Genomic DNA, 13,494 nt, shown 5'->3' on the forward strand with positions numbered 1-13,494 from the left:
TTGCTGATCAAAATGCTGCCCGGCATCAGGAAGTTTTAGACAAAATGGAATATCGCTATCAACACCGCTCACACATATTTCACATCTACCGGCAAGTCAGACCTATGGTTAGGGATTAGTACTTTGTATGTTTGATTATCTTCAAATTGTACCGTTGTTCACGGCATTTTTTGTCGCCCTGATTTTATTGATTGTGATGACTCCATTGGCTCATCAGTTTGGCCTGGTTGATCATCCGACTTACCGTAAACGTCACGCAGGCATGGTGCCTTTGACTGGTGGAGTTGCCATTTTCATGGCTGTGCTGGTGGCGAGTGTGGCGACTGATGTGTGGATGAAAAACAATCCTCTGTTTTTCACAGCATCAGCGTTTATTGTTTTGCTTGGCATGCTGGACGACCGCTTCCAGTTAAGTGCCAAAGGCCGTCTCCTTTGTCAGTTTGGTGTTGCTGCCATCATGGCATGGAGTGCACAGAATTATATTACTTCCCTGGGTAACATTTTCGGCTTCGGTGAAGCGTATCTGGGGATTGCCGGTTACTTCTTTACCATCGTCTGCGTTGTGGGTGTAATTAACGCTTTCAACATGATTGATGGTATAGACGGGCTCGCCGGTGGCATGAGTTTGATTGTTCTGTTGACTGTTGTCGGTATTCTGCTGGGAACAGGTAACGGTGCGGCTATCATGGAGCCGCTGATTATTGTCGCTGCTATCGTGCCATTTCTGGCCTTCAATCTGAGCTGGAAGGGATTCAAAGGCAATAAAATCTTTATGGGTGATGCCGGCAGTATGTTTGTCGGACTTACTATTGTGTGGTTGCTTGTGGACCACACGCAGGGCGAAGCCGCTGCTTTCAGACCTATTACCGCTGTGTGGTTGATTGGTCTTCCGCTGATGGACATGGCAGCGATCATGTACCGACGTGCACGCAAAGGGCAGTCAATGTTGCGTCCTGACCGCAAGCATTTGCACAATATCTTTATGCGTGCAGGACTCTCCAGCAGACAAGCGCTGGCTGCAATTTTGTTCCTGGGGTTGTGTTACGCCGGTGTGGGTATTCTGGGAGAAATCCTGATGGTGCCTGAGTATGTCATGTTCTGGTCGTTCCTTGGCTTGCTGATGGTTTACAGCTATATCATTCAAAACATCTGGAAATTGATCCGTCACGTTAAACGATCATTGAAAACAAAACCTTAAAACCGTCAACTGCCCATAAATAGTGCAGACGACAGGGAATAATTTTGGTATGTTTGCAGCCAGTTAAAATAGTGATGTGTTACTGGCGGCTGCCTTGTCAAAAGCAAAAACAACGATAATTCATCAGGGTAAAATTCCTGCCGGTACCGGGTCTCTGGTGGCAATGGCGGTGTATCATAAAGACCAGTTGAACTGGTTGAAGCAAGCTGTCAGCAGCATTACCGGTCAATCCTACTCAACGTTTATCTTCCTTATCATCAAAGACGGTCCTGTCGACAGCAATATCAGTGATTTTCTGACGCATACCGCGGCCAGTGATGAACGTATTTTTCTCGCAGAGAACAGCTCCAATATTGGTCTGGCGGCCAGTATGAACTTTGCTATAGAGTGGGGCATGGCGTTGAACTTTGATTTCTTTTTCAGAATGGATGCCGATGATATTTCATTGCCGGATCGTATCGAAAAACAAGTGACATACCTCAGTAATCATCAGAATGTGGGGATCCTTGGTACAGCACTGACTGAAATCAATGAAAGTGGTGTGGTCGTAGGAGCGAGAATTATGCCGGCATCCCACAAGCAAATCGTTAAAGTCTTACCCCGCCGCTGTTCCATAAATCATCCTACAGTCGCTTTCAGATATGAAATATTCCGGAAGGGCTTTCGCTATGATGCTGAACTGATGAATACTCAGGACTACTTCTTGTGGATCCAACTGGCAGAGGAAGGTTTCGTATTCAGAAATCTCAGTGAGCGTTTACTGGAATTCCGCCGGGTAAATAATTTCTATAAACGCCGGGGCTTTTCCAAGTCGGTCAACGAATTTCGTGCAAGGCTCTACGCTATGCGTGCCTTAAAGCGGATGACGCCCTGGAATCTGTTTTATGCCAGTTGCGTACTGCTGATGCGGATGATGCCTTCAAAGCTGGTTAAATTGGCGTATAAACTGGACCGGAAGATGCTGGAGAGAGGCGAGAAGTCATGAAAACCGGGGTTGTTATAATCCTGTTTCATCCTGATACTTCGCATCTTAGCCGGATGTTAGAAACGCTGATTGATTCGGGTTATCGGGTGGTATTGGTCGATAATTCTCCCCATGAATTGAAGCTGGCATTGCCGCAGGAAGTGGTTTATCTCCACTATCCCCAAAACATCGGGATTGCCGCTGCTCAGAATCGCGGTTTGTCTCATCTTGCCGGGCAACAGTTCAGCCATGCTGTTTTATTCGATCAGGACAGTGCTGTTACACCAGCGCTGATGGAAGGATTGTGCGCCGGTTTTGTTGAAGCGCAAGCACATTTCGGCAAGGTAGCTGCGGTAGGCCCGCAAATTATCTGCGAATTTTATAATCAGCCGGTAAAGCCAAAAGTGCAGCAGGCAGTAGATGTGCGGGACGGCCTTGCCAGTGTTAAACAAATAATTGCCTCAGGGATGATGCTCAGCCTTTCTGAGCTGGAAACCATTGGTCACAAGGAAGAGTCACTGTTCATTGACGGTGTAGACCATGAATGGTGCTGGAGAGCCAGAGACAAAGGATTCTCTGTGGTTAAGTTGACGGACGTGACCATGTTGCATAAGCAGGGTGACGGCAGACATAAGGTCCTCGGAATTACCTTTAAACGTGGTGCACCGGTAAGATTATATTATCAGGTACGTAATGTGCTTATATTAAGTCGCAGAAGTTACGTGCCGCTTTACTGGAAGCTGAGAAATATTCCGGCCATTCCGTTAAGGTGGCTCATTAACCGCTGGGTTTTCGACAACGGAAAGCAGCGGGGCCGGTATTTTGCGAAGGGATTGGTTGACGGACTCAAAGGAAAAAATGGACCGCTGGAATAGGTATCATGTTTCGTCATCAATCCGTCACGGTGGTTAAGTAAACTGTCGCGATTTTAATAGATAGACGTCATGAAGAAATTGTTCTAACGGAGTGCGTCTGTGTCTATTTTAGTGCGTTCGCACTGAAATGGTGCGTAAGTGGCTGCTATTTTGTATTGGTTGTAGTAAATGCAAGTTGATTGAGCCATATTAACTCGTTTATCGTAGAAGCATGGGTAACGCATCCTGCTTATGTAAAATGATTTTATAGCTGGTGTTAATCACTGACGGCAGCTTAAGTTGTGAACCATGTTGTAGAGCGGAATGCGGATTGCATTACTACATCATCGGTTGAGGATTTTCAGTAAAAGGACACGAATATGAGTCAAGTAAAGAAAGCGGTTATTCCGGTAGCTGGTTTGGGAACACGTATGTTGCCGGCAACCAAGGCCATCCCGAAAGAGATGCTGCCAGTTGTTGATAAGCCGCTTATCCAGTATGTAGTAAACGAATGTGTTGCTGCTGGTGTGAAAGAAATTATCCTGGTTACTCACGCGAGTAAAAACAGCATTGAAAACCATTTCGATACGTCCTTCGAGCTTGAAGCGACACTGGAAAAACGTGTTAAACGTCAGTTACTCGAAGCGGTACAGTCAATCTGTCCAAAAGACGTAACTATCATGCACGTCCGTCAGGGCCATGCTGCAGGTCTGGGTCACGCAATTCTGTGTGCGCATCCGCTGGTAGGCGATGCACCGTTCGCGGTTGTTCTGCCTGACGTAATCATTGACGATGTTGCGAGTAATCCGAAGAAAGATAACCTGGCAGACATGGTTGCTAAATTTAATACCAGCCGTGTTAGTCAGGTTATGGTGGAGCAGGTGCCAAAAGAAGATATTTCTAAATTTGGTATTGCAGATCTGGAAGGCGTAGACATTAAGCCGGGTGAATCTGCGAAAATCCACAAAATGGTAGAAAAACCAGAACTGGAAGAAGCACCTTCAGATCTTGCAGTAGTCGGTCGTTATGTGTTGTCCGAGAAAATCTGGGATCTGCTGGAGTTCACGCCTCCGGGTGCCGGTGGTGAAGTTCAGTTAACTGACGCCATTGATTCACTGATGAAAATTGAGCAGGTTGATGCGTACTACATGAAGGGCAAGAGCCATGATTGTGGTAGTAAACTTGGTTATATGAAAGCAAATGTTGAATATGCTCTTCGTCACCCTGACCTGGGTGAAGAGTTCAAGCAGTACATTGCTTCACTGAATGGTTAATTCCGGAATGTGAATATAATTGAGCCCGCGTTTCGCGGGCTTTTTTATGTGCGGTGATCAATGTTGTACTACTTTTACCCGGTCCCGCACTTTTGCCAGCAGTTTTTCACCTATCCCCCTTACTTCGGTGAGTTGGTCCACTTCATGGAAATAGCCCTTTTCATTGCGGTAAGCAATGATGGCTTCCGCCTTACTCAGACCGATACCGGGTAAGGCAGTCAATTCTTCTGCCGTGACAGTGTTTAAGTCTAATGCATCGGGCAGCGTAATTCCGGCTGCTTCAGTGACATCTGTTTCAATGGTGTTGGCAAGAGCAGCGCCACTTTGACTCAAAAAGAGTGTTGCAAATAAAGCGGCCAGTGCCAGTCTGGATTTGTTCATTGTATCTTCCTTGTGTTGAATTAAGTGATTTGTGTGTACCGGTGTACATAAAAAGCTTAAATCCAAAGAAGATAAAAAGAGAGACCAGTTTTTGTACAGGTAAAGGTCAGGACAACAAAAAAGCGGACATGATGCCCGCTTTCTACAAAGTTTTTTCAACCGTTCACTATCAGAGACGTTCCAGTACCGCGTCGGTAAACTCAGTCGTTCCGGCCTGACCACCCAGATCACGGGTTGTACGGTCACCGGTTTCGATAACTTCTTTCAGTGCACTGCGGATTTTCTCTGCTTTGTCACCCATGTTGAGATACTCAAGCATCTGGATTGCAGCAAGGATCACTGAAGTCGGGTTTGCTAGGTTTTTACCAGCGATATCCGGTGCAGAACCATGTACCGCTTCAAAGATGGCGCAGTCTTTACCGATGTTTGCACCCGGAGCCATACCCAGACCACCTACCAGACCGGCACACAGATCAGACAGAATGTCACCGAACAGGTTGGTCGTAACAATCACATCAAACTGGTGAGGGTTCATAACCAGTTGCATACAGGTATTATCAACAATCATTTCTGTTGATTCGATGTCCGGATAGCGCTCACCCACTTCACGGGCCACTTTCAGGAATAAGCCGGATGTAGACTTAAGGATGTTCGCCTTATGCACTGCAGTGACTTTCTTGCGTCCTTCACGGCGGGCAAGTTCATAGGCAAACGTTACGATTTGCTCTGCACCCTGGCGGGTGATTTTACTCATCGCTTCAGCTTCCTGGCCGTCTTCAGAGACCACCTGGCCAAGACCTGAGTACATACCCTGGGTGTTTTCACGTACAGTAATGATGTCGATATCTTCATAGCGGGCTTTGGTACCCTTGAAAGATAACACCGGACGTACGTTAGCATATAAAGAAAACTGCTTACGCAAGCTTACGTTGATTGATGTAAAACCTTCACCAACCGGCGTCGTCAGCGGGCCTTTCAGTGCCACTTTGTTTTTGGCGATAAGGTCGAGGGTTTCTTGTGGTAGCAGTTCGCCATGATTTTCCAGCGCTACCAGACCTGCATCAGCATAGTCATAAGCGAAGTTACATCCCACCTTGTCCAGTATTTTAATAGTGGCATCAATGATGTCCGGACCAATGCCGTCGCCGCGAATGACTGTAATGCGTTGCTGAGTCATGTTGAGGAATCCTTTGGGTTTCTGTTTTTAATTAATCGTCAGGTTGCCAGGCGCTACTGTGACAGCGTAAAGTTGTGTCACCTACGGAGAGTCGCCAAAGCCGGAAATGCGTAAAACCGTTGCCAGTGGCAAAAGTCTTAACCCTTCTATTTTATATCAAGACGACAGGGTGTAACAGAAAACTGCATGTCACTCGCCATAAATTTCATGAATGTTGGCTATGAGCGTTGGCGAAGAGGTAACCACATCAGGTAGCTGGTGACGCCGGCTATTTCTGACAAAGAGGATGGCGTAAGCTTCAGACTCTGTAACGCCTGACTTTTAAACAGCTTCGTATTCTCACATTCAGCGCCACCAAACAGCCATTTGTTAGCCAGTAATATACTGAGTCCGGCTAAAGCTGCGTCTGCCCGTACCGCTTCAGGCACATGAGCCGGTAACGTTGAACAATGGGTGATAACAGCCTGATAGCGCGCCGGCTGTTGCCACTGTTTCGCCAGCGAAGCAGACAGGGCCGGGAGGGGCTGGGTCTCCGTCTCCTGCAATGCCGTTAGTTGATACAACCGCTGCCGCTGAAGCGGCCAGTGTTTAATAACCTTTAGTGCATGCAAGGTAAACAAAGGTGCTGTTATAAAGGTGGCAATCAAAGCTGCTGTTTGCGGTGTCTGCTTAACATTACTCCTCTCAGCCAGTTCTGATGCAATCGCAGCAACAAGTTCAGCGAACCGGATACAAACAGCAAGCTGCGGGAAGTGCCGCTGGTGCAGACGCTGGTTCAGTGCCCGCATGATTAGCATATCGCCCACCCGGGTAAGGCCGTAAGTCATAATGGCTTGTTTAACGTCTTTCACAGGTAACTGAAGCCGGTTGTCCAGACTGGCCGTTTTCTTCAGATAGTCTGAAAATACCGGCATGCGTGAAAGCCTGCGCGAGAGCTTATGAATGTCGGTATTGGTATCGTGCAAACTCGTAATGATAGTCTGCAGATCACCGGGTAAACGACTCACAGGGTAGGTATCGGGTATCAGTTGTCTGACGGCAGGTTTAAAAGCCGCATCGCAGGCCTTTACTTCTGATAGCCATTCATTCAGAGACAAAGCCTGATAGCGTGTTATTTTAATCTGACGAAGGTGTTTCTCCTCCACATCCCCGGACCCTGTCAATACAGCACCTGTGGTGGACGTTAAAGTGAACAGGAAGACACCTTCACCATTAGGAAAAGACACTGCGCAGCCGGGCATAAATTCGCCGGGATACTTCAGTAAACATTCAAACCGGTGCTGTTCCCTCTCATTAGTGCGGGGAATAACCGGTTTCAACCTGCTTACCATTGAGCCCTGCTGATTTTTAATCAGTGAAATGACGGAGATAAACAGCGATTGTTCTTCGTTTAACCGGTGAGGATGCAGGAAACGGTGGGGGGCTGGTGCCTGAGCCACTTTTTGAAGTTTCAGTAAACCGGAAAAAAAAAGCAGTCGCTTCTCCCGCCAGAAAAGCTGACAACCTTCTTGTTGTTCAGCATTGTTTTTCAGGCTGCAAACGGCGAAAGTAGCGGCTACGAGGTGCTGAAGATAGTGATCATTAAGTTGAAACTTAAGGCCCAGAAAGGTCATTAAACAAGCTGCACGTTGTGGCAACAGATTGTGAGCAGAAGAGGCCTGCGGAAGCGATGTAATGGCAAGAAGCGAGTCGGGTAATGTGCGGCCGGATTTAATTAGCCGGATGGCCAGAGAGAGACTCTGCCTGGTTATTTCTGCGGGAGAACACGCCTGCGTAAACAGCAGGCCGGTTTGATGAATATGGTTTACAAGATCTTCAATGACACTATGCATTGCAGGGGAGTTATGACTTCAGATAACTCTGATAGGCACCTTCTCCCCAGGCGATTAACTGATCGCCCTCAAACAACAAAGGCGTGCACTCATCCTGAGTAGTCAGGCCATCAGCTCTGACATGTTGAGTACGGTAAAACATCACCTGAATAGTTGTGCCTGAGTCCATCTTTGCTTCGGTAATGTCCGGAGACCCGAGCAAGGCAAGTACTTCTTCACGGGTGGCACCTAACTTCAGTTTGGTGATTTGAACCTTGTTGTATTCTTCCCGATCCTGCCAGTCCATATTTTCCGGCTTGTCAGGGTAAAATGACATTACCAGAAAAACAAAGAGGGCGTAGGCGCATGCGCCCAGCAAAATCAGTTTTAAAACCTTGCCATTCATCCTTTTTCACTTTTAACTGCGAATTGCCCTCAGTGTACCTTAAAACACCGTTCAACTGTAACGACTAAATCGTAACAAGCTTTAACCGGAACTAGGCATTAATTGTATAGCAGGGAACGTAGTCCGAACCGGGCAACTTCATTCGCTGTTGTGATACAAATGACTGCAACAGCGTATCAATACGTTCCATCATGGCGGGATCGCCGGTAAGACGGAACGGCCCCTGTTCTTTAATCTGCTTTACACCGTCCGCTTTTACGTTACCGGCGACAATACCGGAAAAGGCTTGTCTCAGTACTTTCGCTATTTCTGAAACCGGTTGATCAGTATGCAGAGGAAGGGCAGCCATACTCTCGTGAGTGGGCTCGAAAGGCATCTGGAATGACTCATCGATACGCACCGACCAGTTGAAACTGAATGCATCCCCCATTGCGCGGCGGAAATTTTCTACTTTTTTCAAACCGGCGCTGAGCGTACGGGCGACTTCTGCGGCATCATCGATAATGATCTGATACTTATCCTGTGCTTCTTTACCGAGTGTTGCACCAATGAACTCGTCTATCGCTTCAAACCAGACTCTTGATTCAGCGGGACCGGTAAGAATGACAGGGAAAGGCTGCTGGGCGTTGCGGTCGTTCATCAAAATACCGAGAAGGTACAGCAATTCTTCTGCTGTACCCACGCCACCCGGGAAGATGATAATGCCGTGTGCAAGACGAACAAAAGCCTCAAGACGCTTTTCTATATCCGGCATGATAATGAGTTCATTGACGATAGCATTTGGCGGCTCGGCAGCAATAATGCCCGGCTCTGAAATGCCAATGTAACGCCCTTTGGAATAGCGCTGTTTGGCGTGGCCGATGGCAGCACCCTTCATCGGCCCTTTCATGGCGCCGGGACCACAGCCGGTACAAATATTCATTTCTCTCAGACCCAGCTGGTATCCGACTTCCTTGGTATATTTATATTCGTGCTGTCTGATGGAATGGCCACCCCAGCAGACAATGGTATTCAGTTCATCATTGCCTTCCAGTGCCTGGGCGTGACGCAGCATATCGAACACCATGTCGGTAACAGCACTGCCTTCTGTGGGCGCTTTTTCATGAACAAAAGCGTATTTATTGCCCATGAACAGTAAATCACGAAGCACCGCGAATATATGCTCATGTACGCCACGCATCAACTTGCCGTCCACAAAGGCAACCTCAGGGGGATTAATCAGCTCTATTTTGACTCCGCGCTCACGTCGTATCAGGCGAATATCAAAGTCGTCGTATGGTGCAAAGAGCAGTTCGAAATTGTCTTCGTCTACGCCGCTGTTGAGGACTGCGAGACAACATCGTTTAAAAACATCGAATAACTTGCTGTTAGTGGTGTCCTGAAGTCTGGCGACTTCATCTTGTGACAGCTGGCTCATCCAGCCTACCGGGTTCAGTTGCACTTTATTCATATCACAGTCCTATTCGACTACAACGCGATTTCTGCCGTTCTTTTTCGCCTGATAGAGTAATTCGTCGGCCCGCTCAAACATGGAATGAGGTTCATCGTTCTCACGCAGGCAGGTACCACCGAATGATGCGGTTATACTGACTTTTTCCTGTTTAAATTTGAAAGGTAAACGGGACAGAGACTCCCGCATGTCATCCAGCTTTTTCTCCAGCGCTGAGGTTTCGATAAATGGCAGGATCATCACAAACTCCTCACCACCCCAGCGGGAAATAAACTCATCACCGTGAAGCTGTTTTTTCAGGTGATGTCCCACCACCTGCAAGGTTTTATCACCGGCCTGGTGGCCGAAACGATCATTAATAGATTTGAAAAAGTCGATATCAATCACAGCGAGTGATAACGCACGGTTGTCATTCAGGGCATCCTCATACTCGCGGTTGAAGCGTTCATTGTAAGCCAGTCTGTTTGGCAGGCGGGTAAGAGGATCAGTATGACTAAATGCAGTCTGCTCAGCCAGCTTGCGACGGTAAACCTGAGTTTGACGCTGCAGGGTTTCCATTTGCGTTTGCATCGCACTCAGCAAGCCCATCAGTGCCTGCTGTTCCTTATTGTCTGCCTCTTTCCGGTTAGCCACGGCCGTAGAAATAGACGTAATGTGTGCCTGAGCCTGCGTTTTCAGTTTTTCCAGTGAATCAGAGTCCTGAACGGTCTGACCCATTTCCGTCAGCTGGCTGGCAATGTCATCCGCACTGGCGTTTCGCGCTTCAAAGGCTTTGCCCGACGAAGCCATACTGGCTTCAACACCTTCCTGAATCCCGCCTAACGCGTGATGGATACGGTAGATCATACGTCCGGACAGGGTTGCCTCATGCATGGATTCCGTAACTACCAGCCTGATAACGATAATACAGGTCTGCAGCAGCTCTTCTTCAGAAAGTTGCGATTCCAGTTTCGTGCGCAAATCAACGACCTTCGGTTCATCAGGTTGCTTTTTTGCGTAGCTGTCGATGAGCTGACTCAGTTCGTTCTGAATTTCTTCAAACAGTGAACCGCTCGTCCGTGCTTCAGGCTTTTTGTGCAATTGGGGAGATGAGCCGGCGTTTTCCTCAACGGCTTCGGCAGACACAAGAGAGAACAGTTTGATTGCTTTAAGACACAATGACTGCAGCTGAAACAGGTTATCGACGGGCTGTTGAGCGGCAATCAGTAAATGCGCACTTTGCTGACGCAATGTCTTATTCTGCTGAAATGTGCTTTGAAACTGTTTGATCGCCTTTTCAAGTTCTTTAACGGTAAGCTGGGTGTGCTGTTTCACTGACGTGTCAGCATGCTGGATATGGGTGTTCAGCTTGTTAATACTGACCGTGGCGAGAGTAAAATCAGGTTTTCCGGACAGGTGTCCCCGCAGAACCCGCAATTCTTTATCAGTCTCGGCTGACAAACCCTCATAAAAGGAACTTAACCGTATTATGAACTGTACCAGCGTCTCATTATGTGAAGCTAATGAAGATAGTTGCTTAGAATCCATCATTTTCCTTTGCATACCGGCGGAGTGACCGCCCACTATTGGCGAGCCGAACGGGTGTTTAAACCTGCAGTTTCATAATTCGACCGGAACGGATTAATATCCAGTCCTCCCCGTCGGGTATAACGGGCAAAGACAGTAAGTTTTTCCGGCTTACACTGGCTCATAATGTCGCAAAATATTCGTTCAACGCACTGTTCATGGAATTCATTGTGTTGTCTGAAACCAATTAAATATTTCAGTAACGATGCGTGATCGATTTGTTTTCCGCTGTACCTGATTTGAATACTAGCCCAATCTGGCTGATTTGTGATTAAACAATTCGATTTAAGCAGATGACTGACTACTGTTTCGGCAACATCCTGATTTTCTGTAGTTAATAACCCGCTGTCAGGAGAATATGACGTCACCGTAATATCCAGATCGTCAATCACATGCCCTGACAGTTCTTCCATTCCCAGCGCGTTGAATGCGTCTGGCAGGATAACTGTGACATCAACATTTTCTCCGGCACAGGCAGATAGATCTCTGGTCAGGGCGTCCTTTACTGCTTCTGCATCATCAAATTTCGACTGATTAAAGCTGTTAAGGTAGAGCTTGAAAGATTTAGACTCAATTAATGAAGGAGACGTGACCGGCACTCTGCATTCAAGAATCGCCACACAGGGTTTACCTTTGCTGTTCAGCCATGACAATTCATAACCGGTCCAAATATCGCAGCCCTGAAAAGGCAGGGTTTCCGCTGATAATGACAGTGTATCTCTGCTCAGGCTGCGTGGTACAGCTTGGAGCAATGAAGGATTGTAAGACGTTTCATATTCAACCGTTTTTCCAAGGGAAAGATCCGAAGGCACCTTGAAAGGCTTTGGGTTTGTCATAATGTGTGATTCAACCTTAAAATAGCGGGCAGAAAAGTCAACGGGCCCGCAATCTGATAAAACCAGAATGAAGCAGGTCCTCAGTGTAACCAAAAGGCCACCGAAATGCCCGACCAATTAACACAAAGTTTAGATGCTTTTATTCAGCAATGCCTTACCGCCGGGTCACAAAATCCCGAATTTCTGACGATTGAATTTGATAAAGACTGGCCTTCACCGTGTTATTCCCGGAATGCTGAGAATGGTGAAGTGGTAAACTGGCAACCTGTTAAGCAAACAGGCAACAATAACTTTAATGGTCTGGAAGAGGCGCTGGATATTAAATTACACGCTGATTTTGTTACCTGGTTTACCCGCTACTTCAGCTTTCATATACCGGCAAAAGCGGAGCAGGGCAACTGTGAACTGCTGCAGGTATGCAGCGATGAAGATTTCGAAAGACTTCAGGAAAATCTCATCGGGCACATTATGATGAAACGTCGCCTGAAACAGCCTGCTACGTTATTCTTCGCACTCACAGACGACGATGACTACCTGATTTCACTGGACAATAGCACCGGTGAGGTATTGCTGGAGAGAGTTGGCAAACGTGCTGAGCAGGTGCTTGCCCCTTCAATGGCTGATTTTCTGTCGGCGCTTACCCCGCGCACTTAATCTTTACGCTGTTTTATCACTCAATTGTGCGAGACGTTGTTCAAGTATCGCAATAGCCGATTCCATTTCGCTGACACGTTTTTCCAGCGCAGCGACCCGGTCGCCGGCATCTGAAGCTGGTGTTGCCGGCATTTTGCTGCTGGCATTCCAGGCTTTTATCGCATCGATAGCCTGCGTCACTGAGACTTTGAAAGGAGCCCGCGCGCGCAACAACCCTACGCCGGGCTGCAAACCTTCCTGGTGCATTTTGTGGCAAAGCATAACGAGCTGTTGTGACTGATCGGCCTGAGACATCATTTTTCCTTACTTCGGTTACTGAGAATACAGAGTTTTCGGGAATAGTATAAAGCACCAGTTAATAGTGTAATACACTAAATGTTAACCAGGCTTACTTTACTGGATTTTATAATGTTAAACAAAATCAGTGAGTTAATTTGTGGTCTGAAATTTGATTCTTAAGGTGTTAATAAAACCACTGAAATTATTTTTATAAAAAGGATTACAATGAAACATCTCATTCTGGCCGCTGCTCTTATTTCACCGTTCACACTCACCGGTTGTGTTATCTCTGTAGGCGGAGATGACGGACATTATTCTTCAGACTGGCAGGATCGTGAATACAATAACCGTAAGCATGTTTCGCAGTTAGAAACCGGTATGACCTATGAATCGGTTGTCCGCAAAATGGGTGTAGCCGACTTTAACGAAATGCACGATAAGAATGATCACGCTTACCGCGTACTGTTCTACCGTACTCAACGCACCATGGATGACGGTGTCACATCTAAAGACGAATGTACGCCTCTGGTATTCCGTGACGGTGTTCTTACGGGCTGGGGTGACGGTGCTTACAACCAGCTCTGAACCGCTGAATAGTGTGAATTAACTTTTAGTTAACAAATGAGCCGTTCTTCTGTAAAGTG

At 47.1% G+C, this 13,494-nt stretch carries 14 protein-coding genes; 6 read left to right on the forward strand and 8 right to left on the reverse strand.

Annotation, left to right across the window (positions count from 1 at the left end):
- The first annotated feature begins 127 nt into the window (after positions 1-127).
- The 4 genes from wecA (at position 128) to galU (ending at position 4,290) form a co-directional block, all read left to right on the forward strand.
- Positions 128-1,198 carry a UDP-N-acetylglucosamine--undecaprenyl-phosphate N-acetylglucosaminephosphotransferase gene (wecA, locus tag AC4PME_RS01860; RefSeq protein ID WP_119500465.1) on the forward strand — a complete coding sequence of 357 codons (1,071 nt, stop codon included), beginning with the start codon at positions 128-130 and terminating at the stop codon, positions 1,196-1,198.
- Positions 1,199-1,292: 94 nt separating this feature from the next.
- Entirely contained in the window at positions 1,293-2,183 is an 891-nt protein-coding gene (locus AC4PME_RS01865; protein ID WP_491045056.1) for a glycosyltransferase, read from the forward strand.
- The gene (locus AC4PME_RS01870) at positions 2,180-3,037 is read left to right on the forward strand and encodes a glycosyltransferase family 2 protein (protein WP_119500466.1); all 858 of its coding nucleotides are present in this window, start codon (positions 2,180-2,182) and stop codon (positions 3,035-3,037) included. The genes AC4PME_RS01865 and AC4PME_RS01870 overlap by 4 nt, the downstream gene beginning before the upstream one ends.
- A 359-nt stretch (positions 3,038-3,396) precedes the next feature.
- Positions 3,397-4,290 (forward strand): UTP--glucose-1-phosphate uridylyltransferase GalU, encoded by an 894-nt coding sequence (gene galU / locus AC4PME_RS01875; protein ID WP_119500467.1) that lies wholly within the window; start codon positions 3,397-3,399, stop codon positions 4,288-4,290.
- Between the two features lie 57 nt (positions 4,291-4,347).
- Here the strand turns inward: galU and AC4PME_RS01880 are convergent, their stop codons facing one another.
- From AC4PME_RS01880 to queF, 7 genes are all read right to left on the reverse strand, one after another.
- Positions 4,348-4,671, reverse strand: a complete 324-nt coding sequence (locus tag AC4PME_RS01880; protein ID WP_490708447.1) for a ComEA family DNA-binding protein — start codon at positions 4,669-4,671, stop codon at positions 4,348-4,350.
- A gap of 169 nt (positions 4,672-4,840) precedes the next feature.
- Positions 4,841-5,848, reverse strand: coding sequence for an isocitrate dehydrogenase (locus AC4PME_RS01885; RefSeq protein WP_119500469.1), 1,008 nt, complete (start codon positions 5,846-5,848; stop codon positions 4,841-4,843).
- A 218-nt stretch (positions 5,849-6,066) separates the two neighbouring features.
- Entirely contained in the window at positions 6,067-7,680 is a 1,614-nt protein-coding gene (locus AC4PME_RS01890) for an HDOD domain-containing protein (RefSeq protein ID WP_119500470.1), read from the reverse strand.
- 10 nt (positions 7,681-7,690) lie between these two features.
- Positions 7,691-8,065, reverse strand: coding sequence for a DUF3192 domain-containing protein (locus tag AC4PME_RS01895; protein ID WP_119500471.1), 375 nt, complete (start codon positions 8,063-8,065; stop codon positions 7,691-7,693).
- 91 nt (positions 8,066-8,156) lie between these two features.
- A complete protein-coding gene (gene ppnN, locus AC4PME_RS01900) occupies positions 8,157-9,515 on the reverse strand; it encodes a nucleotide 5'-monophosphate nucleosidase PpnN (protein WP_303574449.1) in 1,359 nt (452 codons plus the stop codon).
- A 9-nt stretch (positions 9,516-9,524) separates the two neighbouring features.
- Entirely contained in the window at positions 9,525-11,057 is a 1,533-nt protein-coding gene (locus AC4PME_RS01905) for a GGDEF domain-containing protein (protein ID WP_150154247.1), read from the reverse strand.
- Between the two features lie 20 nt (positions 11,058-11,077).
- Positions 11,078-11,920: an NADPH-dependent 7-cyano-7-deazaguanine reductase QueF gene (gene queF, locus AC4PME_RS01910; protein WP_442858452.1), complete on the reverse strand. Its 843-nt coding sequence runs from the start codon at positions 11,918-11,920 to the stop codon at positions 11,078-11,080.
- Positions 11,921-12,022: 102 nt separating this feature from the next.
- Between queF and syd the strand changes: the two genes are divergently transcribed.
- Entirely contained in the window at positions 12,023-12,571 is a 549-nt protein-coding gene (syd, locus tag AC4PME_RS01915; RefSeq protein ID WP_119500474.1) for a SecY-interacting protein, read from the forward strand.
- A gap of 3 nt (positions 12,572-12,574) precedes the next feature.
- Here the strand turns inward: syd and AC4PME_RS01920 are convergent, their stop codons facing one another.
- Positions 12,575-12,865: a hypothetical protein gene (locus tag AC4PME_RS01920; RefSeq protein ID WP_491045057.1), complete on the reverse strand. Its 291-nt coding sequence runs from the start codon at positions 12,863-12,865 to the stop codon at positions 12,575-12,577.
- Positions 12,866-13,075: 210 nt separating this feature from the next.
- Here AC4PME_RS01920 and AC4PME_RS01925 point away from each other — a divergent pair, with 210 nt between their 5' ends.
- Positions 13,076-13,435, forward strand: coding sequence for a DUF3192 domain-containing protein (locus AC4PME_RS01925; protein WP_119500475.1), 360 nt, complete (start codon positions 13,076-13,078; stop codon positions 13,433-13,435).
- The last annotated feature ends 59 nt before the right edge of the window (positions 13,436-13,494 follow it).

The sequence above is a fragment of the Alteromonas sp. genome (assembly GCF_984505615.1).

Coding starts and splice junctions, on each gene's coding strand:
- galU (WP_119500467.1), top strand. CDS start 3,397: ATGAGTCAAGTAAAGAAAGCGGTTATTCCGGTAGCTGGTTTGGGAACA.
- AC4PME_RS01920 (WP_491045057.1), bottom strand. CDS start 12,865: ATGTCTCAGGCCGATCAGTCACAACAGCTCGTTATGCTTTGCCACAAA.
- AC4PME_RS01895 (WP_119500471.1), bottom strand. CDS start 8,065: ATGAATGGCAAGGTTTTAAAACTGATTTTGCTGGGCGCATGCGCCTAC.
- wecA (WP_119500465.1), top strand. CDS start 128: ATGTTTGATTATCTTCAAATTGTACCGTTGTTCACGGCATTTTTTGTC.
- syd (WP_119500474.1), top strand. CDS start 12,023: ATGCCCGACCAATTAACACAAAGTTTAGATGCTTTTATTCAGCAATGC.
- AC4PME_RS01905 (WP_150154247.1), bottom strand. CDS start 11,057: ATGCAAAGGAAAATGATGGATTCTAAGCAACTATCTTCATTAGCTTCA.
- AC4PME_RS01885 (WP_119500469.1), bottom strand. CDS start 5,848: ATGACTCAGCAACGCATTACAGTCATTCGCGGCGACGGCATTGGTCCG.
- AC4PME_RS01870 (WP_119500466.1), top strand. CDS start 2,180: ATGAAAACCGGGGTTGTTATAATCCTGTTTCATCCTGATACTTCGCAT.
- AC4PME_RS01890 (WP_119500470.1), bottom strand. CDS start 7,680: ATGCATAGTGTCATTGAAGATCTTGTAAACCATATTCATCAAACCGGC.
- ppnN (WP_303574449.1), bottom strand. CDS start 9,515: ATGAATAAAGTGCAACTGAACCCGGTAGGCTGGATGAGCCAGCTGTCA.
- AC4PME_RS01880 (WP_490708447.1), bottom strand. CDS start 4,671: ATGAACAAATCCAGACTGGCACTGGCCGCTTTATTTGCAACACTCTTT.
- AC4PME_RS01925 (WP_119500475.1), top strand. CDS start 13,076: ATGAAACATCTCATTCTGGCCGCTGCTCTTATTTCACCGTTCACACTC.